This window comes from Pseudoalteromonas sp. SR43-2 (assembly GCF_014163885.1).
In the GTDB taxonomy this organism is placed as follows: Bacteria; Pseudomonadota; Gammaproteobacteria; order Enterobacterales; family Alteromonadaceae; genus Pseudoalteromonas; species Pseudoalteromonas distincta.
The window spans coordinates 1-20,069 of sequence record NZ_JACJED010000021.1 but is presented as its reverse complement, the minus strand read 5'-3'; the positions used below and the strand labels follow the sequence as shown (position 1 = coordinate 20,069).

Annotated in this window: 20 protein-coding genes; 9 read left to right on the top strand and 11 right to left on the bottom strand. The window is 38.1% G+C overall.

Going from position 1 to position 20,069, the window contains the following annotated elements; all coding sequences use genetic code 11:
• Positions 1–69: 69 nt before the first annotated feature.
• Genes H5120_RS16210 through H5120_RS16200 form a run of 3 tightly spaced genes read left to right on the top strand, consistent with a single transcriptional unit; the run spans position 70 to position 5,326 of the window.
• The gene (locus tag H5120_RS16210) at positions 70–2,790 is read left to right on the top strand and encodes an ATP-binding protein (RefSeq protein ID WP_182675504.1); all 2,721 of its coding nucleotides are present in this window, start codon (positions 70–72) and stop codon (positions 2,788–2,790) included.
• On the top strand, positions 2,780–4,180 hold the full coding sequence (locus H5120_RS16205; RefSeq protein ID WP_182675503.1) for a carboxylesterase: 1,401 nt from the start codon (positions 2,780–2,782) through the stop codon (positions 4,178–4,180). The genes H5120_RS16210 and H5120_RS16205 overlap by 11 nt, the downstream gene beginning before the upstream one ends.
• 6 nt (positions 4,181–4,186) lie before the next feature.
• Positions 4,187–5,326: a GNAT family N-acetyltransferase gene (locus H5120_RS16200; protein WP_182675502.1), complete on the top strand. Its 1,140-nt coding sequence runs from the start codon at positions 4,187–4,189 to the stop codon at positions 5,324–5,326.
• Here H5120_RS16200 and H5120_RS16195 read toward each other — a convergent pair.
• Complete coding sequence (locus H5120_RS16195) at positions 5,303–5,893, bottom strand: DUF938 domain-containing protein (RefSeq protein ID WP_182675501.1); 591 nt, start codon at positions 5,891–5,893, stop codon at positions 5,303–5,305. The genes H5120_RS16200 and H5120_RS16195 overlap by 24 nt on opposite strands.
• Positions 5,894–6,093: 200 nt before the next feature.
• Here H5120_RS16195 and H5120_RS16190 point away from each other — a divergent pair, with 200 nt between their 5' ends.
• The 5 genes from H5120_RS16190 (at position 6,094) to H5120_RS16170 (ending at position 9,189) form a co-directional block, all read left to right on the top strand.
• Complete coding sequence (locus tag H5120_RS16190) at positions 6,094–6,279, top strand: hypothetical protein (protein ID WP_010554833.1); 186 nt, start codon at positions 6,094–6,096, stop codon at positions 6,277–6,279.
• A 101-nt stretch (positions 6,280–6,380) separates the two neighbouring features.
• Positions 6,381–6,746 carry a hypothetical protein gene (locus H5120_RS16185; RefSeq protein ID WP_223231703.1) on the top strand — a complete coding sequence of 122 codons (366 nt, stop codon included), beginning with the start codon at positions 6,381–6,383 and terminating at the stop codon, positions 6,744–6,746.
• Between the two features lie 11 nt (positions 6,747–6,757).
• Positions 6,758–8,134 carry an aspartate ammonia-lyase gene (locus H5120_RS16180; RefSeq protein ID WP_004335071.1) on the top strand — a complete coding sequence of 459 codons (1,377 nt, stop codon included), beginning with the start codon at positions 6,758–6,760 and terminating at the stop codon, positions 8,132–8,134.
• Between the two features lie 109 nt (positions 8,135–8,243).
• Positions 8,244–8,777 (top strand): hypothetical protein, encoded by a 534-nt coding sequence (locus H5120_RS16175; protein WP_182675500.1) that lies wholly within the window; start codon positions 8,244–8,246, stop codon positions 8,775–8,777.
• A gap of 10 nt (positions 8,778–8,787) precedes the next feature.
• On the top strand, positions 8,788–9,189 hold the full coding sequence (locus H5120_RS16170) for a hypothetical protein (protein WP_004335077.1): 402 nt from the start codon (positions 8,788–8,790) through the stop codon (positions 9,187–9,189).
• A gap of 29 nt (positions 9,190–9,218) precedes the next feature.
• On the opposite strand, the gene H5120_RS16165 is transcribed toward H5120_RS16170, so the two are convergent.
• The 8 genes from H5120_RS16165 to H5120_RS16130 form a co-directional block, all read right to left on the bottom strand.
• On the bottom strand, positions 9,219–9,404 hold the full coding sequence (locus tag H5120_RS16165) for a hypothetical protein (RefSeq protein ID WP_182675499.1): 186 nt from the start codon (positions 9,402–9,404) through the stop codon (positions 9,219–9,221).
• A 15-nt stretch (positions 9,405–9,419) separates the two neighbouring features.
• Positions 9,420–9,740: a hypothetical protein gene (locus tag H5120_RS16160; RefSeq protein WP_024597423.1), complete on the bottom strand. Its 321-nt coding sequence runs from the start codon at positions 9,738–9,740 to the stop codon at positions 9,420–9,422.
• Complete coding sequence (locus tag H5120_RS16155) at positions 9,737–10,375, bottom strand: DUF4178 domain-containing protein (RefSeq protein ID WP_182675498.1); 639 nt, start codon at positions 10,373–10,375, stop codon at positions 9,737–9,739. The genes H5120_RS16160 and H5120_RS16155 overlap by 4 nt, the downstream gene beginning before the upstream one ends.
• A 74-nt stretch (positions 10,376–10,449) precedes the next feature.
• Positions 10,450–11,142: a PspA/IM30 family protein gene (locus H5120_RS16150; protein WP_004335088.1), complete on the bottom strand. Its 693-nt coding sequence runs from the start codon at positions 11,140–11,142 to the stop codon at positions 10,450–10,452.
• 24 nt (positions 11,143–11,166) lie between these two features.
• Positions 11,167–11,580 (bottom strand): YjfI family protein, encoded by a 414-nt coding sequence (locus H5120_RS16145; protein ID WP_004335098.1) that lies wholly within the window; start codon positions 11,578–11,580, stop codon positions 11,167–11,169.
• A 79-nt stretch (positions 11,581–11,659) separates the two neighbouring features.
• Positions 11,660–13,381, bottom strand: a complete 1,722-nt coding sequence (locus H5120_RS16140) for a polyamine aminopropyltransferase (RefSeq protein ID WP_182675497.1) — start codon at positions 13,379–13,381, stop codon at positions 11,660–11,662.
• A gap of 3 nt (positions 13,382–13,384) precedes the next feature.
• A complete protein-coding gene (locus H5120_RS16135) occupies positions 13,385–14,284 on the bottom strand; it encodes a DUF350 domain-containing protein (protein WP_024597420.1) in 900 nt (299 codons plus the stop codon).
• 26 nt (positions 14,285–14,310) lie between these two features.
• A complete protein-coding gene (locus H5120_RS16130; RefSeq protein WP_182672490.1) occupies positions 14,311–15,243 on the bottom strand; it encodes a CHAD domain-containing protein in 933 nt (310 codons plus the stop codon).
• A gap of 397 nt (positions 15,244–15,640) precedes the next feature.
• Between H5120_RS16130 and H5120_RS16125 the strand changes: the two genes are divergently transcribed.
• A complete protein-coding gene (locus tag H5120_RS16125) occupies positions 15,641–17,596 on the top strand; it encodes an EAL domain-containing protein (protein ID WP_259397850.1) in 1,956 nt (651 codons plus the stop codon).
• A 40-nt stretch (positions 17,597–17,636) separates the two neighbouring features.
• Here H5120_RS16125 and H5120_RS16120 read toward each other — a convergent pair whose 3' ends face one another.
• Positions 17,637–18,098: a hypothetical protein gene (locus H5120_RS16120; RefSeq protein WP_024597417.1), complete on the bottom strand. Its 462-nt coding sequence runs from the start codon at positions 18,096–18,098 to the stop codon at positions 17,637–17,639.
• Positions 18,098–19,291, bottom strand: a complete 1,194-nt coding sequence (locus H5120_RS16115; RefSeq protein ID WP_182675495.1) for an outer membrane beta-barrel protein — start codon at positions 19,289–19,291, stop codon at positions 18,098–18,100. Before H5120_RS16115 ends, H5120_RS16120 begins: the two co-directional genes overlap by 1 nt.
• Between the last annotated feature and the right edge of the window lie 778 nt (positions 19,292–20,069).

Below are 20,069 nucleotides of genomic sequence, written 5' to 3'. Positions count from 1 at the left end.
TAACCAAAATAACTTACTGTTAGCTATACTGATATTTCAAAACGACAATAATAATTGCTTGGACCTTATGTGAAAAATTTTAACTCTAAAAATCATTCCATTATTTTTTACATCATGTTTGCTTTAGCATATTTTTTAGTCGGCATAGCACTCACTAAACTTGCTTTTAACTCGCAAATAATTCCAATTTGGTTACCTGCCGGCATAGCACTAGTCGGTTGTTATATTTGGTGGTGGCGCTTTATCCCGCCTTTATTTGTAGCTGCAATTGCCTTTAACCTTAATATTTTTGACAGTTCTGCTCATGAGCTAGTCCTGGTCGGTAACTCATTTAACGAGGCTATGTATATCGCCTTTGGTGTTGTTATACAGGCAATGGTCGGCGCAGCTCTTTTAAAGTATTGGCTTGGGCACCCGCTGCGCTTTAAAAAGCGCAAGAATATAATTTACTTTATCCTTGTCATAGCAATATTGGTCAGCTTAATTTCGGCTAACTTTGGCGTATTTGCCTTAAGCCAATTCAACTCGGTTTACAGTGTTGATAATCATTGGAAGAATGTTACTTACTGGTGGCTTGGTGATACATTAGGAGTATTAATTGCGACTCCGCTTTTACTTTCTTTATTACCACAAAAGTCTAATCAACATAATATATCGGCGTTTCCGACAATTGCAGTATGCTCTATTTTATTTTTATCAGTCGCGGTAACAACGCAGTTATACGATCAAGAAAATCGTATAAACACTATTAAAATTGCTGAACGTGAAGTCCACGTTATAGAAAACAGCCTTTATAGATATACAAATCTTAGTATTATTGCAGTGCAGAGCCTAGCAAGTCAGGTACAGTCATCTCCCATGCTAAGCCAGCAAGATTTTTATTCTTATGCTAGCCAGTTACTAACTCAGCACGCATTTATTAACGCCTTATCGTGGAACGCAAAAATACCTCAAGATCAACGCGACGTCTTTGCCCAAGAAATATCAAACATTTATCATTTAGATATTGATGTAGTTGGCGAACCTCTTGAAACTAGTGATCCCCTTGTTATAGTAAAATACATAGCTCCTTTTAATGGTAATCAAAAAGCTATTGGCTTTAATGTATTTTCAAACCCTGATCGAAAAAGCTCTCTGCTTAACCCCGCTATAAAGTACATGCCAGTCGGAACTAAAATAATTCAGTTGGTGCAAACCAAACAACCTAAACCAGCCTATTTATTATTTGCCCCTGTGTACTCCCAGCATAGTGATGAAAAAACAATTAAAGGCTATGCCACTGGTGTATTTTTAGTGCGTAGTATTATTGAGCAGGCAATTTCTAAAGAACAGTCTGATATGTTTTCGATTGGTATATACGAAGATACAAACACTCCGCCGTTTTATAGTAATTACTCTCAAAATGTTCAGCAAGCTAAAGGCAGCCGCTTAATGTCGTTTGATGTGGACTTTGCAGGGCAAAAATGGATTGTAAAACTAGCCCTTAAAGAAAGCTTTTTAACACAACATAATAGTCAACTAACTTTATTATTACTCATACTTCAAGTTGCCGTATGTTCTTTAATTTTAATGGTTTTACTGCTGTTTAATCAGCAACAAATCGCACTTACACGTCAAGTTGCAGAGCGTACTCACTCACTCGCACAAGCAAAGAAGCAGTCCGATTTAGCTAATCAGGCTAAAAGCCAATTTTTAGCGAATATGAGCCACGAAATACGAACACCATTAAACGCCGTTATTGGTTTTTCTTCACTTGCTAGAGAAACAGACAATGCAAGTACACTCATTGGCTATTTAGATAAAATAAACTCAGCATCTAAAAGCTTATTAAACTTAATTAATGACATTCTTGATATATCAAAAATAGAATCCCAAAAGTTAGTTATTGAATCTATTGCATTCGACTTAGGTGCTTTAATAACACGTATAAACAACATGTTTGAGCAAAGCGCAGTTAACAAAGGTATTAAATGGCAAGTTAATTCAAAGCTACCTGTTGATACCTGGTTTATTGGTGATCCTATGCGAATTGAGCAAATATTACTTAATTTATGTAGCAACGCGATTAAATTTACAAGCCAAGGCAGCGTTACTTTAAACATAGAAACAGAGTTTACTGCCGCCAATAAAGTACAGCTTGTTATAAACGTTAGTGATACCGGAATAGGTATAAAACCAAGCCAGCATAAAAAATTATTTAACGCATTTACCCAAGCTGACAGCTCTACCTCAAGGCAGTTTGGTGGTACAGGGCTTGGCTTAACAATAGCAAAAGAGCTAAGCCAATTAATGGGGGGAGAAATAGCCCTTAAAAGTGAAATAGATAAAGGCTCTACTTTTACATTTTCAATGCGATTAGAAACAACAGAGCCTAAAAAAGAACATGTCATTACATTTGATAATACTAATATTACTTCGCTAGACATTTTGGTCGCAGAGGATAACCCAGTAAATCAAATGGTTATTAAAGCGATGCTTGGCTCGTTAGGGATTGTGCCGTATATGGTAGAAAACGGTGAGTTGGCGGTCGATATAGTGAAAAAACAACATTTTGATTTAGTCCTTATGGATTGCCAAATGCCTATAATGGATGGCTATAGAGCAACTGCACTGATCCGGCAGTTTAAAACCAAACAAGAACTCCCGATTATTGCTTTAACTGCCGACGTAATGCCAGAGGATAAAGCACATGCACAAGCAGTTGGATTTAATCAACATCTTGCAAAACCGCTTGAACTCATTAAGCTAACCGAGTGTCTTGTCCAATATGCAGAAGTTAATGAACAATAGTGGTTTAATTTTAAGAATAGTTTTAAGAGTATTTTTAAGAGTAGCTTTTGGTTTTATTTTAAGTGTTTTTTCTCATACAGCTGTCGCTCAAAACTGTATATCGCAGGCGAGCGACCTTAAATTTATAACAAAAAGTAAGCAACAAGGCTTATTACGCTTTGAAAAAGAGCACAACCACCAGCGCTTTAATTACCACGCCCTTTTACCATTTAACGATTACTTAGATTTTGCATATAAACATATAAATAAAACCAATCCACGTGCAAATATGCCATGCCCTGTTATTACACAAACGTACCAGCAATTAGTAACGCAAGGTACGCGAAAACCTGACCCTACTATTGCAGATCTTATCGCCCCTTTTGAGCTTACGCATCCAAACAACAATAAAGTTGCACTATTAATTCACGGGCTAACTGACTCACCCTTTACGTATCACGATTTAGCACAAGTGTATTATCAACAAGGCTATACTGTGCATACTATTTTATTACCAGGACATGGAAGCGCCGCAAGTGCATTGCTCAATGTAGAGGTTAGCCAATGGCAACAGGCAATAAAATACGGTATTAAACGCTCGGTGCAAGACTTTGATGAGGTGATACTCGCAGGTTACTCTACCGGTGCAGCGTTACTTATTGATTACGCAACCAAGCACACTGTTTCACCCAAAATTAAAGCGCTTATGCTTTATTCGCCAGGCTCCGAGCCACATAATAAGTACGGCTGGATAGCAAAGTGGATTGATGCCATACCCTTTGTTAATTGGATAGATAAAGACGCCGATGTAGACTTTGCTAAGTATGAATCATTTCCTTTAAATGCAGCTGCCGCGTCGTACTATGCTATGTCACTTGCAAGCGTAAATAGCTTAAACAAACGCTCTGCACTTAAATTACCTATTTTTAGTGTACTTAGCGATATTGATACCACGATAGATACGCGTGCCACGCTAAAATTATTAAGTGCATTACACAAAGATAATTCAGTAAAATATAAGCCGCTCGATACTTTAGTGCTTTATGGAAGCACTGATATTTTACCGCCAGACTTTGCTAGTGACTACACAGTAAATAACCCGCAGTGCACATCGCCTCAGTGTAAAAAAATTCATGGTATGTCGCATATTGCTATTGTTAACTCACCGCAAAATCCACATTATGGAATTAACGCAACCTATCGTAATTGTGGCAGCTTTATTAACGACGAGTCCCTGTACAAGACATGTAAAACAACAAAAAATCCACAACTAGGAGAGCGAACAAGCGCCAACTTAAAACACTATCCGGCTTTACAACGCTTAACTTATAATCCTCATTTTACCGAGCTTAAAAAGCAAATTAGTACGTTTATTAAAAACGTAGAACAGCTTAGAACAACTACAAGGTAAGTAGTCATGGGAACGTTTTCGCACCAATGGTTTAGCAGTATTAATGAGATTGATCAGGCGCAGTGGCAACGTTTATTTGGTGATGAACCATTTACTCAACATGCTTTTTTATATGCCCTTGAACAAAGCCAATGCGTAACACAGAAAAGTGGTTGGCAGCCCCATCACCTCGCTATTTTTGAAAGTGATACGCTCGTTGCACTTGCACCCGGGTATTTAAAAAGTCATTCATACGGCGAGTACGTATTTGACTGGGCATGGGCTGAGGCATACGAAAAACACGGTTTAGAATATTATCCCAAATGGCTATCTGGCATTCCCTTTAGCCCTATTGAAGGCAGGCGTATTGCTATCGAGCACGCTAACCCTAATGCGGTGTATCAGTACATTACAGAGCAACTTAGCATACACAGTGCTGAGCAAAGGTGGTCGGGGTGGCATGTTAATTTTTGCGACCAAGCCCAAGCAACATCATTAACTGAGCAACATGCCATGCTAAGAGTGGGTGTGCAATTTCAGTGGTTTAATAAAGGTTTTGAAACCTTTGACGATTTTTTGCAAATACTTAACTCACGAAAACGTAAGTCACTTAAAAAAGAGCGAGCTAAAATAGCGCAACAAAATATTGATATTGAATGGCTGCAAGGAACGCAAATTACGCCCGAGATAATGCAATTGTTTTGTGAGTTTTATCAGCGTACCTACTTAAAGCGATCTGGTCATTTGGGCTATTTAAATATGGAGTTTTTTACGCTTTTACATGTATTAATGGCTAATAACCTCGTTATTGTGCTGGCCAAAAAAGACGACAACGTGATTGCTGCAACACTTAGTTTAGTAGGTGAGAATACGCTTTATGGGCGCTACTGGGGAGCAAGTGAGGAAGTAGATTCGCTTCACTTTGAGCTGTGCTATTACCAAGGTATTGAGTTTGCAATAAAGCATAAACTCAGCTGCTTTCATTCGGGAGCACAAGGTGAGCACAAAATAGCACGCGGATTTGAACCCGTACTTACCTACTCTGCTCACCATATTGTTGATGGCGACTTTAGTAATGCAATAAGCGACTACTTAAAGCGTGAACGCGGCCATATTGATATATATAAAGAGCAATGTAGCTCATTACTGCCGTTTAAAAACGAGTAACTGATTATTTGCAGGCATGGCAGTATCGCTAATAAGCGTAAGCCCTGCTTGCTTAGCTAGTTGTTCAACTGCTTCAAAATCTCTTATTCCACTTAGCGGATCGCGCTCTGTTAAAAAGGCACTAAAGTCATCATTACTTGGGCTGGTAAATTCACCTTGGTACTTAAATGGCCCATAAATACACAACATACCGTCGTTATTTAAGTGACGTTTAACACCGTCAAAAAAACGTTCAACTAATTGCCAACTTACAATATGAAATGTGTTTGCTGTATAAATAGCGTCAACCTTATCTACAGGCCATTCATTATTTAAATCAAGCTCAAGTGGTGCATGTAAATTAGTTAAATTAGCTTCGCGGTGCCATAAATTAATCCCTTCGTGGTTTAGAGCACGATCACTTGTATGCCATTGTAAATGTGGTAATTGCTCTGCAAAAAACACACTATGCTGGCCGGTTCCTGATCCGACTTCGAGTACTGTTTTAGTATTTTTTAATACGTCCTTTAATTGCTCTAAAATAGGGGTTTTATTGTTTTCACAGGCTTGTGAAAATGGCTTTGTCATTACTGTGCACCAAAATTGTAGATTAATGCACAACAGTAAAGCAAATTTAGCTTATTTTGTCGTGATGAAAAAAAGGTAATTTTTAAATACTATAACTATCATATGGTTGAGCTGGCTCATTATGGTTGGTACGTAATATGCTTTTATATTGTTAACCCACTAAAGGGTTTAACTTATATTAAATTTCAAAGGATAAAATTATGCATATACCCCCTTATACCGCTGTAGACGCGGCCATTGCTATAACCGAAAAAACCACCGACGATCATAGTTACGCCGTTGATATGAGAGCTACAGTAATCGATTTACTTTCGCACCCTAAACATAATCAACAGGCGATGACAAAACATGAAACAGATCAGATATTTATTCTTGGCTACAATTAATACTCAAATTAGTATCGCAAATAATTTTTATAATAACTGTTTACACTGAAACCGATTAAATGTAATGATAACTATTATCGTTAAGTTGAGTCGGTTTTTTTATGTCTTCAAATTATGCCCAGCATCGTTACCATCAAGAACTCTCTTGTCATTGCTTAAGACCTGGCCTGCATGCACCCATGCTCGTTGCCGACTACATAGAAACCGCCCTTAACGTCGCCAAAAAATTTGAGCAACAACATAATCCCTTGCTTCAAGAGTTTTATCTTAGGCGCACACACCATGAAATTATGAACAAAATGTGCGACCCTCTTATACATAATGCTATTCGTAAACAATGTTTAGAGCAGCTATACAAACCATTATTAGCATTAAAACGGTTTTATAAGGTGCATAACAATACTGCACAATTTTTAATACTTGAGCGTGAAGCTCGTATTCTTAGTCACGAATTCAACCCTTTTTAAGGAGCACACTTATGAGCAACTTTAGAACAGAATCAGACAGCATGGGCGAGCTACAAGTACCTACTGATGCGCTCTATCAGGCGCAAACACAACGAGCAGTTAATAACTTTGCCATTAGTGGCTTATCTATGCCAAAGCAATTTATCACTGCACTGGCTTATATAAAACAAGCTGCTGCGCAAAGTAACTGCGAGCTTGGCCATTTAAGTAAAGACAAAGCAAATGCTATTGAGCAAGCTTGTCAAAGTATTATTGATGGCGAGCATGTTGAGCATTTCCCCGTTGATATTTTTCAAACCGGTTCGGGCACAAGCTCAAATATGAATGCCAACGAAGTTATTGCAACGCTTGCTAGCCGATTAGGCAGTGAAAGCATTCACCCTAATGATGATGTAAACATGGGGCAAAGTTCTAACGATGTAGTCCCTACTGCTATCGCACTCAGTAGCGCAATAAATGTAGTGTATGAATTACTTCCTTCGCTTGAAAACTTATCGCAAAGCCTAGAAAAGAAAAAAGCTGAAGTAGGCCATATAGTTAAAACGGGCCGTACGCATTTAATGGATGCAATGCCTGTTACATTTGATCAAACACTAAGTGCGTGGCAGTCACAAGTTAATCATGCCGCAGCAGGAATTAGACATAGCTTAGAGCGTGTATGCGAACTGGCACAAGGCGGTACAGCTGTTGGAACAGGAATAAATGCAGACCCTAAGTTTGCAGCCAAATTTGCAGAAAACCTGAGTGCCAATGTAGGCATTAGATTTACGCCTAGTAGTAACTTTTTTTATAACATCGGCTCACAAGACGCCATAGTAGCGCTTTCGGGGCAATTAAAAGTACTCGCTGTAGCACAAATGAAAATAGCGAACGACCTACGCTGGATGAACTCAGGGCCACTTGCGGGCTTAGGCGAAATAGAGTTAGAAGCACTTCAACCAGGCTCGTCTATTATGCCTGGCAAGGTAAATCCGGTAATACCAGAAGCCGCAGCCATGGTAAGCGCACAAGTAATCGGTAACGACGCGACCATTACAGTAGCAGGCCAAGCGGGTAATTTTGAGCTAAACGTTATGCTGCCAGTCATTGCGTATAATATTTTGCAAAGCATAGAATTACTTGCCAATAGCGCACAAGCATTGGGCGATAAAGCCATTGCCAGCTTTAAAGTAAATCAGCCTAATATAGATAAAGCACTCGCTAAAAATCCAATTTTAGTGACTGCGCTCAATCCGGTGATCGGTTATGAAAAAGCAGCAAAAATAGCAAAGCAGGCTTATAAGGAAGCCCGCCCTATTATTGATGTAGCCGAACAAGAAACCGATTTACCACGCAGTGAACTCGAAAAGCTACTTAATCCCACCAAACTAACGCAGGGTGGACTTTAATAAACGATATTTTGCACGGCTTTAATTACTTGATAATATAGTTTTTATTGCCGTAAAAAATGCACCGTGTATGATAGTGATGAATATTTCATCACTATCAAGGTTTGTTATGCGTACCCCATTGTTAGCCATACTTTTACCACTTTGTTTAACTGCATGCTTAGATAAAACGCCAACTGAAACGCAGCAAGTAACAATAACCTCAGAAACTGAAGCGCCAAAGCAAGAGCTACAAAAGCTAAAAGAAAACACTCAATTACAAGAAAATACAAAAAATAATGTAATTGCTGAAAGCGTTTCAATAAACGATTTAAAAAACGTTTCAATAGACGATATAAAAACAGCTAAAGCCGAATTAAATACGTTAATTACAGATACGCAATGTGATACCAGCACTCAATGCAGAATAAGTGCAGTAGGCAGTCGCGCATGTGGTGGGCCAAGCAGCTTTATTGTGTACTCAACAAAATCAGCGTCTGAAAAACAAGTAGCAGCCCTTAGCGAGAAAATTACTAAGCTTGAAAGTAACTATAATTCACAAAAAGGGATGATGAGCATTTGTCAGCATTTAACAACGCCAAGCACGCAGTGTGTTGAAAATAAATGTGTTAAACTTGAAGGTTCAGCGGTAAGTGCATTTTAAGGATAACGTTATGAGTTGTTTACCATCGGCAATTAAACTATCAATTTTAAGCATTGCTAGCAGCATTTTATTACTAAGTGGTTGTGCTAGTACTGTGACGTCAAATGAGCAAAGTAAAAACTTGTCTGACTTAAACTATGATCTTAGTAACATGGTGAGTAATAACAGCTGCACCGCAAGTTTTCAGTGCAAAGTACTTGAAGTGGGCGCCCGCGCATGCGGCGGACCGAGTAAGTATGCTGTTTATTCAACGCTGAACACATCTCAAGAAGAAGCAGAACAGCTTGCTCAACAAATAACAAAACAAGAAAAAATACAAAATAAAGCACAAGGCTTAACCGATTGTTCACCAGTACTTGAAGTGCAGTCGCTGTGTATTAATCACCAATGCCAGTCGTTTGATATAAAATAAAAATGGTCGCGTATAATTTAATCTCAGCGTTAACCTAAATACGGAATTAACGCTGAAATTACAACAACCAGCACTACGCAAATACCCGCTTTTATAATGTACTTCATGGGCATTGTTTTAAACACCCAATATGCATAAATAAAGCGTACAAAATAACTCGCCGCAGTACCAAACAACGCAAAAATAAGTAGATAAGCAGTTAGAGTAATATTCATAATAATCTAGTGCAACTACTTAGTTTTTTTAGTGTGAGCAATTAGTAAGTCAGCTACTTGTTGTTTTACGGCTCGCTTATCATCACTTGGGACATCAAAGCGACTGGCTAGTTGCGCAATCTCGTCATCATTTAAATTAAACGATAAACGTTGACGCGTTTTTTTAGATTTTACATCTAAGCCAAGTATTTTACGGATCATATCTGACGGCGTTAACTCTTGGTCTATAGCTTGCTTTTTTATCAGCTTTTGAACTTCACTGCTTAGATCAAATGCCATTTGTGTGGCACGTACAGCTTGTTCCTGACGCAACCACTTGTCTTTAGCATCACTCACTTAGCATCTCCGGGAAACAAGTCTACAATATCAGACATTGGACGCATGAGCGTTAGCGATACTTCGGTTTCGCCGCCATCCCAAATTTCGATATTTAAACCAAAGCCTTCATTATCTGATGCTAAACAAATCATTTCACATAGCTCGCCACCTTCTTGCTCATAGCGAGGCAATGTTTGGTTGCGGTAATCTTTATTATGGAAATAACACACATAAGGCGACTCGCTTTGTTGATAACTTTTAGCTAAAAACTGCATAAAGCGCTCTGGTGTATTTTGCACTGTAATGTGGGTTAACGACTCTTCATCAAAAATACGCGCAAACTCATCAAGGCCAAATATCTCTTCAACTTCGTTTCGCTGAATTTTAATAGAAAAGTTAGCCCACTCTTCGCCGTCATCTTGCTCAATTTGTAAAAATACAACTTGGCCGCTATTTGTCTCAAGTACAAATTCAGTATCGCTGCTGTGCTGATATTGGTAAGTCTGAATATCAGTAACACGTAGCGTTTCACCTTTTAACCATGCTGGATAAGCAAATGAGTCGATAACACTAAACATGTCGCCTTTTTTAAGCTCGCTTGGATGATTAAGCTGACGCTCTGGCTCTTTTTTAGATTTGAAAAAATTAAACATAGGAAGGCTGCCTTCTAAGCAAAAAAGGTAACTGAGCAAAACTCGGTTACCTTTTTAAAGTATAAACGTAATGGTTAGCTATTTTGCTTCGCTTTGATGCGAGCTAAAATATCAGCACTTTTTGGACTTGTGTCGCCAATGCCTGCTTCAGCCATTTTTGCTTTTAAGTCATCGCCATTTACGTCTGACTCAAGTTGCTTTGCAGCACCTAGCTGGTCGCTACGATCTTGTTGGCGCTGTTTAATGCGTTCAAGCGATTGACGAGCCGATGTCATAGACGAGCTGTTTGTATTAAGCGTGCTGTTAACAGCCATTGTTGCTTGCTGTACGCTTTCAGTGGTTTTAACCATTGTAAGCTGGCGCTGATTCTCTTTAATTGATTTTTCAGCATCTTTAACTTGCTGCTTAAGCGCAACAATGTGATTGCTAAAACCAGATAATACTTGCTCGTTTTCGGCTTTTTCAGCTTCAAAGTCACCAATTTTTTCTGCAATTTCTAATGCCAGCGCCTCGTTGCCCTTTTCAAGAGCTTGGCCTGCATACGCTTCATGTTCCGCGATTGATGCATCTACAGCGCTAATTTTACGCTTAGTTTGCATTTCTTTAGCCATTACTTCTGTAAGGCTTTTTTTAGCGCGGTGAAGTGCATTTTGCGCATCTGCAATTTCTTGCTCAAAAATACGGATACCATTTTTGTCTACAATTGCTTCGCCTGCTTCACGAGCGCCGCCACGTACTGCTGTAAATAATTTTTTTAAAATACTCATAATCTTAACTCCACTAACTAGCTATTAATCGTTTAAATACAAGGTCACGGCTTCTAGTGCATCGATAGCGTTATCAGCTAATGTCACTAGTTCGTGGGTAACGTCATCTAATGATGAATTTACCGACAGTGCACCAAAAATCGCGTATTTGTTATCGATTTTAGCAAATGCACTCAGTGGAATTGGCACGTTTAAACGCAGTAATGTTTCGTTTAACTCGTTGCGTAATTCACTCTTAACTTCATCTTCGTCAAACAAGTAGCTAATACATAACAACTGCTCTTGCGTTTGTGTAACAAAAATTGGAAGTTCATCATTTCCATCAACAATGACTTGTAAAACATCTTGCTCGCCTGGGTTGGCAATCAAGAAAGACTCAAAGTTAGCGCCTTCAGTTTCAAAAGAAGCTAATTTTATTGAAAGTTCATTTAATTCCATGTCTCTGCCTTTTGTCGTTTGACATATTATGTCTGAGTTAAGATTCTCATGGTCGACATATTATGTCAACCATGTTTTGTTAGTTTTTATACAATTCGCTTTCTATTTGCCATGCAGTGCGGTAGTAATCATACAACTGACCAGATCCTAACCTATTGACCTCAATACTTTTAACTTGTTCAAAGTAGTGGTTAGGAAATACAAAACTTGCCAATAAATATTCTTTACTAATCCACCTTGATGGCACAGGCATAGCTGTCGCATCATTAATACGACCACTGGCCGATTGACCCATTTTAGTGGCTATAGTCCAGCCCCACTGCCCAAACGAAGGTATGTTTTGCTGATACTGCTCAACATAGCCAAACCCTGCGGCTTTAACTGTTTTAGCAATGCTTAAAAACGCTTTTTTAGCGTGGTAAGGTGAAGTTGATTGAACCGCCATTGCGCCATCGGGTGCTAATAACTGACGTACATGATTATAAAAGTAGTCACTGTACATTTTATTTAGATCAGGGTGATTTGGGTCCGGTAAGTCAATTAAGATGGTGTCGAACTGCTTAGATTGGTCAAGTAGCTTTTCAACTTCTAAAAATGCATCACCCACAATTACGTTGGCCCGCGAGTCATGCATCGATTTATTGTTTAGCTGTAGTAATCGCTTATTGATGTGCTCTGGTGGCGTAAAGTCACCGTCTTTATGACCAAATAAATTGAGAAGCTGCGCGTCTAAATCTATTAGCGTTACTTCGCTTACAGGCCATTTTAAAACATCCCTAAGTGCAAGCCCGTCACCACCACCAATTATTAATACACGGTCGTGTCTGTTAGAGGCAAGCATTGCAGGATAAACCAACATTGAATGATATATTTGTTCATCAATACTTGAGAACTGCAAACGCCCATTTAAATATAAATCGGTGATTGGCTGAGGTTGGTTTTTGTTTAACCTTTCGGTTAAAACTACGTGCTGGTATTTGGTTGCTTGCGAATAAATTACTTTATCTTTGTATAAAACATTACTTAGATTGTTCATCCAGCTACTGCCAAATACTAAAATAAAGCCAAACAATGCCAGCAGCACTATATGGCAAACTAAAAGTGCCTTAGCAAAGCGCACATGGGCATGGTAACGCCATAAAAAAGCGAGACCTGCGATGATATTAAATAACGCCGTCCACGCCGCAGCTTGCATTATAGGCATTGAGAGCATGATACTTACCCAAATGGCGGCACCAATACCAGCACCAATATAATCGGCACCATAAATAGTCCCTGCGTTGTTTTCTAAAAAACGACCATAAACGTGCTGACGAATGCGCGCTATAAGCGGTATTTCCATACCAATAAATAAGCCCAGTATTAAACCAAAAACATAAGGTAGAAAACGTGACCACTCTTGTAGCTTTTGAAATACGTAACCATTAAGTACAACATCTGGGGGTAAATTAAAAATGCTCGAAAATAAATGAGGAAGAGAATAACTAACTGCTATTACACCCGCTATCGCTAAAATGCAGCCCATGCCAACCAAAGCAATAATGCTTTCTAGCCAAGCAAAAGCGGTAAATGCATCTTTAAACCAACGCGCTAAAAAAGCGCCTAAGCCCATTGCTACAATCATAGTACCGATCATGGCGTAAATAGCGCTTTCTACTGAGCCAAGTACACGGCCCGCATAATGAGACAGTAAGTATTCATAAATAAGGCCGCACCCAGCAAGCACGGCCATAACAGTAATTAGTAATATATCGTGCCCAAGTAAGCGAGACTTACTTGGGGGAGTGTTGGTTGATGACACTGATTATGCGCCTAGTAAGGTTGCCATAGTGATACCTACAGCAAATGATACTGCTGCAGAAATAGCTGCTACACCTACATTTTTTTGACGATTAACTTCATCTGAAATATCGCAACCAGATAAAATTATTTTAATTGTCACTAAGTGCAAAATAATAAATGCGACAAGGCTCACAACAGCGCTAATAGCCCAGTATAGTAAACTCGCATTAATGTTATCAGCAGCGTATGGCGCAACACCCGTTGCAGCTGTAATAGCTAATGCACTACCTATTAAAAATCCAGCGTAACGAATACCCACAGCTAAGTTACCATCAACAATTGCTTGTTGTAGGCAGTCGCCACTTTTGTTTGTACGCTTAAATAACTGCACTCGGTACTGGCTAACAAGTAGTAATACAACACTACCTATAATAAAGGCAGCAATTACAATTGGAAGACCATGCCAGCCATCAGTAGCCACCCATAAAAGTGCTGAGCGAATAACTATTGCAACGCTAACAACATGACCAAAATCAATTATTGAAGCTGTAACGTTACCTTTAACTATTTCGTCGTGCAGGCTTACTTTACGAAGCGCTACTTTATCTTGAAAAAAGTGACCCAACTTAATAAGTACAATTGCTAATGCGCCGTAAGCTAACATTTGCAGTGCTTCTTGTTGCAATGTTGCAGCAAAAGCACCACTACTTACACCTGTTAATACAATCGCCAGTGCCACTAAACCAGCGGCAAAGCTAATACCAAAAGCAAAGTTATCACGCTCTGTTATTTCATCATTTGCGTGTAAGTTTGAAACCCAACCTTTTATATATTTAAGGCTTACAAATAATAAAACAATAATTGCAAAATCAATCGCCAATGCTTGTAGCGACCACATAGTTATTCCATTAAATTCATACATATTATTCTAACTCCAACTTTATTCTTTTACTTACCACGGCTCACGCCACGAGAGGTTCTGCTACCGCTATCACGCACCGATCCTGAGCTATTGCTATAACTGCTCGAACGAGAATAACTACTGCGGCTTTTTGGTGGCGTATAACTACTACGGCTTAAACCGGATGCACCTGTTTTTTTACTCGCATAAGGGCTTGTAAACTGCTTACCTTGGCGTTGGTATGTTTGGCGCGTGCGTGTTTCTAGCGCGCTTTGGGTTTTAATTTGTTTAGGGCTTGAATAACGCGAACGGCCATAGTCATTGTAATAACTATACTTTCGGCGTTTGCTCCAACTACCATATTCAACACGGTCAAATACATCGCCTAAAATACGGTACATGCCGTACCATTGCCAAAAGCTAATACCATTACTATTTGTTTGCCAGTTACCATAGTTAGGGTTACCTACCATTTGGTTACCAACACCCTCACCTTCAGCTTGCTTACTAATTGCACCTACACGCGCTAAAGTGCCTTTGGACATATCAGCTAGCATATTAATAGGATCGGTTAACGCATCAGAAAATAGCGTAGGTTTAGACGCATCACGCAACAAATCAATGCTATGCAACGTATCTTCGTAAGGAGGAATTAAGTAAGTTCCTTTAATATCTTTAAGTCGCTGTGTTAAACCACTATAAAGTGCACCTTGGCGCGTTGCATCAAGGGTAATTACATCAACAACTTTTGTAAGCTCTGGTTGTTGTTTTTTAAGGAGCTCGCCATATTCTTTAAGTAATACAGCATTGCGCACATTCCCATTATCAAGCGCAGTACCAAGCTGTGACAGCTCTGTATCTGCTTTTTTAATAGACTCTTGAATTGTTTGTTGCAGCTGCTCTTCTTTAGATTGACAACCCATAAGCACTGCGAACAAACAAAACAGGCTTATAAGTTTCCAAGCTTTAATATTCGACATTCATGTCACCTGATTTACTAAATTAACTAAGGTAGTTTTACACAGGTCACTTATTAAACCAAGAATGAAATTGCAACAAAGTAAGTCAGTACAAAATTAAATAAACAGCTATATTTAGTATATGAATTTAAAAGCATTCTCAATGTTAGGCTTTTAGTGCTACAAAGGGCGTAATAAGTAGCTTTTTTGTAATTATGGATTGCCTGATTACACAATAATAACTAAAACATAATTAAATGACGGTTAAGGGTTAAATTTGATGCTTCATAGTATTCGATATAAATTTATTATAATAACAACGGTTTTAATTATATTTAGCGCAAATTTAGTTTTTTTCCTCGCGATTAATGAACACGAAGATTTATATCGCCAATCTGTTAAACAAAATTTAGATGCAATGTCTTCAAATATTTCCGATAGCTTATTACGTGTTATGTCTGAGCAAGTTGATTTGTTCTCTATAACCACAGAATTGCTCGGTTTTGATCGGTACGAACACATTAAGTTTGTTAATGTATTTGACGCTGACTGGCAATTAATCCAATCGTATGTCCACCCCAACTATTTAGAGCTTGAGAGCTTTAAGCCTGAACTTATAAGTATTCAACCAAAAAATTTACCTTATGCGGTTACAATAACCAATGAAGGACTAGTGGCCTTAAAGGCAATTGGGGAGGAGCAGTTTCCTATTGGATATTTGCTCATTGTGCAAGACTTTAAAAAGCCACTGAATGAAAGTAAAATTAGCCTTTTTTATAGTGCAGCTCCATTTGTTGTTGTAATTATTGCACTCACCATTATTATTTCATTTTGGATATATCAGCGTTTATTAAGCCCACTTTTAGCGCTCTCGAAGTTCACACAGAAAGTTGAAAAATCAACAAATTATAAGCTTCAATACCAAGTCACTGGTCATGATGAAGTATCTCAACTTGGTAACGACATTAATGCATTACTACAAACAATTGACTCCCAAGTTCAAACCAATCATAAACACACCGCACAACTTTTAGTACAAACGCATTCAATGGAGCGCCTCGCCAATTACGATATATTAACAGGTTTACCTAATCGCATGTTTTTTATGGACCTACTCAAACTCGAACTAGCTAGTAGTAAAAGTAACGACCGAGACGTTGCGATTATGTTCTTTGATGTTGATAGTTTTAAAGGCGTTAACGACACCCTAGGCCATGAAACCGGAGATATGCTTTTACAAGCTGTGGCTAAAAAAGTGAAAAGTTATCTGCGTAGTAACGACATAATTGCACGCTTAGGCGGTGATGAGTTTTTAATTATGCTACCTAATATCACTGAGCAATCTATTGTTATAGATATTGCCGAAAATATCATTGAGGGTATGAAAGAGCCATTCACTATAAATGAGTGGGACGTACCAGCGGGTATTAGTATTGGTATTGCAAGTGCCAAAGAGGCTGAATTTGATATAAATACATTTATCAGTAATGCCGATATTGCAATGTACACATCAAAAGAAAAAGGCAAAGGCGCATATACAATATTCCACCATAAAATGCTTGAAGATAACAAACGAAAAGCGCAAGTCGCTAACTTAATATCTCACGCAATAGCGCAAAATGAATTTGAGTTATTTTATCAGCTTAAAATGTCGAATACAGGCGAAACTCAGGGCTTAGAAGCCTTAATAAGATGGCAAAGCAAAGAGCTAGGTTTTGTTTCTCCTAGTGAGTTTATACCTATAGCGGAACAAGCAGGTAAAATAAAAGCGATTACCCAATGGGTGATCACACAAGTATTTAAAGATATGCAAATGCTAAAACAACTTATGGGGAATAATGTACTCGTCTCCATGAATCTTTCAAGCCATGACTTAAAAGATCATAACTTCATTCATACTGTAAAAAGTAAACTACTTGAACATAGCGTCGATATTTCAAATATTCAGTTTGAAATAACAGAATCAAGCTATTTAGAAAATTTTGAAAACGCGAATCAATTTTTTAATCAAGTAAAAGTTATGGGAGGCTCAATTGCATTAGATGACTTTGGCACAGGTTACTCTTCATTGAGTTACCTTACTAAAATTGAAATTGATACATTAAAAATAGATCGAATGTTTGTAAATCAATATGCAAGCTCGGCAAAGGACACTGCAGTATTACAAGCAATACTCGATTTAGGCCAACGCCTTGGTTTAAAAATATGTAGCGAAGGAATTGAAACAACCGATCAAGCTAACTACCTAGTATCAAATGGTAGTGATGAAATGCAGGGCTATTACTTTGCAAAACCAGTGTGCATTGCACAACTACCACACACAATTGAACGAGCGAAAACATTATTTAAAGAACTAACAATAACTTCAAAATAACTCAGTGCAATTGATTTTTTACTAAGCAAACGGCTTACTTTTAATTTAGTGCAATTATGGTGAGCTCTTTAGGTATAGTAATTCCTGCTGGAAGGTAAGCTACTGAGTCTTCAACGGTTAGTAAGTACTCTATAACCTCTTCTGTAGACTCAAATTCAACAGGGGGCTTGCTGCGCCCCGTGAATCGCATTTGGGCCCAATAAGCTTGTATTCTAGATTCAGTAAGACCTACCATCCTAGTGTTAAAATTTATTCTAAGCGGATTGCCGACAAATAGGTTAACTGCTTTAAATTGTCTGCTCATAGCTCCGCCCATATAAATATGGCGAATTTGTTGCTTACTAAAAGATAAGTTTTTATCTGTGGTATTTACTACAATAATGACGTTCGAGGGGTTTGTATTTTCTGCATAAACTGAAATGCTAAAACCAAATAGGCTACTAGCGACTACAAAGAGCATCATTATTTTTTTAATGTTATTAATAGGTTTAAAAAATATCATTAAAACACCCAATCCAAACCAATAAGATAAAGATTAGTTTTTTTATCAAAATCAGAGTCATCAGGAGTAACGAAAAACGAGTCTTTTACATCGTCACCTTCTAGGGTTGAAAACTCAGCTTTTAAGGCAAGGTTTGGCAGCACATCCCAGCGTACACCAACCGTCCAACTCTTAATTGAATCAGGCGTAGATTCATCAAAAATACGATTGTACCCATATGCAAGTTGATCTAAGTCGCTATTAATACCTAACGGAATTTCATTTTCAGCAGAACGAGTTTCTACGTCGCTATCTGCAAATGTTAAGTGGTAAGTAAAAGGAGCATGATTAACACCGGCAGTTAAATAATAGCTTTGAATTATAGGCACTATCCCTAAATCAGTTTTAATGCGGACCCATTCACCTCTAAAAAAATAATCTAAATTGTCGTAAATTACGCCAAATTGGTCTGCATGTGCTCTACCTTTTGTTTTTACCGAGCTGGCGCTTTTTGTAAAATTAAGGCTATTAAGCACATTTTCTAGCTGTCTTATCTCATCAATATCAAGCTTGATATTCCCATTATAACGGGAAACTCTAAATTCTAAGTTTTCAATATTAATCTTACCAATGAACCCTAAAAGGTTATCAACTTTAAAGCCCGTTCTTAAGGCGCCAATCCCTATATCACCCGACTCTTCACCATAGTAACCTTCAAAGCTCAAATCAAAGTTTTCTGCACCAAATTTATAAACAGCATCTATGCCATTAAATGTTTTAAATAAATAAGTATCGTAGACTTGTTGAGGTGGATTGATCCATGGGTACGCAAAACCAACATCCGAAAAGTCACTCATAGTAAAAAAAGGTGTGCGTAATTTTCCGAGTTTTATCTGAATATTATCAGTTGGCCTATATGTTAAATATAACCACTCTAACCCTGAGTTATCAGAAGCTGTTGTGTTATTGCTTCTTAGCAAAACTTGGGCTGTTGCAGACCACTTATCATCAAATTGATACTCGCCTTGGAATCCAATTAAACTAGATGGAGAAAATTTAATACTGTCTTCATATCCCTTAAATTCGACATTTTTTTCGTCTAAGTAACCACCAATGACTCGAGCATAACCAGAAAATTCTAACTCATTAGAAAAAGCTGAAAAATGAGTAAGCATAGTGGTAAAAAGTAAGCACCAAGATATTTTATATCGCATCAGAGAAAATTAAATCCTTTGTTGAATTATGCAAAGTACAATGAAGATTAATTATGCTAACAAGGAAATAATTCACCAGTTCGAATAATCAATTATTTAATTATTTTAAGTAGCGCTCTTTACCGCGACCTAGGAATAATGATTATAGTCAATGAATTACATGTTGGCACAATATATGTGCTCTATAAGAGTATTAAGTACCTAGTTAACAATGTTTTCACCTCAATCCCATTCAGTATTATTGAGATAGAGCTTAACTATATTTATATAGATACTTATCAACTAAGTAGGGGATCAAACTGATTCTTAATTTATCTCGTTCACCGAGATTGAGTGCTTAATATAAGTGTTTGGTAGGATGTAAATTAGCTAAATTATAATGTGATATGTGAGTAATTCACCACATTTACTTTTCTCCAGACGTAAAAAAGCCTGACTATTTCTAGTCGGGCTCTCTACAATTTGAAGTCGGTGCGCTACGCAGTAGGATGTCGTAGTGCCCACAGCGGTGGAGAGTCACATAGCAAATGCTACTGGATTGGCCCACTGAGATATTGAGGGATTTTGCTGTGATTTTAACGTCGTGAGTCGCTACGCTCGACCGAACTACGTGATGGGTGTTGATGTGAGTGTGTGTTAATTGCGCGTATTTTACTTTTCTGCAGACGTAAAAAAGCCCGACTATTTCTAGTCGGGCTCTCTACAATTTGAAGCCTGGTAATGTCCTACTTTCACATAGCAAATGCTACACTATCATCGGCGCTGTTTCGTTTCACTA

Bases quoted from the DNA above. Each gene is read 5' to 3' on its own strand.
- H5120_RS16205 (WP_182675503.1), top strand. From the start codon at position 2,780: ATGAACAATAGTGGTTTAATTTTAAGAATAGTTTTAAGAGTATTTTTA.
- H5120_RS16200 (WP_182675502.1), top strand. From the start codon at position 4,187: ATGGGAACGTTTTCGCACCAATGGTTTAGCAGTATTAATGAGATTGAT.
- H5120_RS16195 (WP_182675501.1), bottom strand. From the start codon at position 5,893: ATGACAAAGCCATTTTCACAAGCCTGTGAAAACAATAAAACCCCTATT.
- H5120_RS16190 (WP_010554833.1), top strand. From the start codon at position 6,094: ATGCATATACCCCCTTATACCGCTGTAGACGCGGCCATTGCTATAACC.
- H5120_RS16185 (WP_223231703.1), top strand. From the start codon at position 6,381: ATGTCTTCAAATTATGCCCAGCATCGTTACCATCAAGAACTCTCTTGT.
- H5120_RS16180 (WP_004335071.1), top strand. From the start codon at position 6,758: ATGAGCAACTTTAGAACAGAATCAGACAGCATGGGCGAGCTACAAGTA.
- H5120_RS16175 (WP_182675500.1), top strand. From the start codon at position 8,244: ATGCGTACCCCATTGTTAGCCATACTTTTACCACTTTGTTTAACTGCA.
- H5120_RS16170 (WP_004335077.1), top strand. From the start codon at position 8,788: ATGAGTTGTTTACCATCGGCAATTAAACTATCAATTTTAAGCATTGCT.
- H5120_RS16165 (WP_182675499.1), bottom strand. From the start codon at position 9,404: ATGAATATTACTCTAACTGCTTATCTACTTATTTTTGCGTTGTTTGGT.
- H5120_RS16155 (WP_182675498.1), bottom strand. From the start codon at position 10,375: ATGTTTAATTTTTTCAAATCTAAAAAAGAGCCAGAGCGTCAGCTTAAT.
- H5120_RS16150 (WP_004335088.1), bottom strand. From the start codon at position 11,142: ATGAGTATTTTAAAAAAATTATTTACAGCAGTACGTGGCGGCGCTCGT.
- H5120_RS16145 (WP_004335098.1), bottom strand. From the start codon at position 11,580: ATGGAATTAAATGAACTTTCAATAAAATTAGCTTCTTTTGAAACTGAA.
- H5120_RS16135 (WP_024597420.1), bottom strand. From the start codon at position 14,284: ATGTATGAATTTAATGGAATAACTATGTGGTCGCTACAAGCATTGGCG.
- H5120_RS16130 (WP_182672490.1), bottom strand. From the start codon at position 15,243: ATGTCGAATATTAAAGCTTGGAAACTTATAAGCCTGTTTTGTTTGTTC.
- H5120_RS16125 (WP_259397850.1), top strand. From the start codon at position 15,641: ATGTCTTCAAATATTTCCGATAGCTTATTACGTGTTATGTCTGAGCAA.
- H5120_RS16120 (WP_024597417.1), bottom strand. From the start codon at position 18,098: ATGATATTTTTTAAACCTATTAATAACATTAAAAAAATAATGATGCTC.
- H5120_RS16115 (WP_182675495.1), bottom strand. From the start codon at position 19,291: ATGCGATATAAAATATCTTGGTGCTTACTTTTTACCACTATGCTTACT.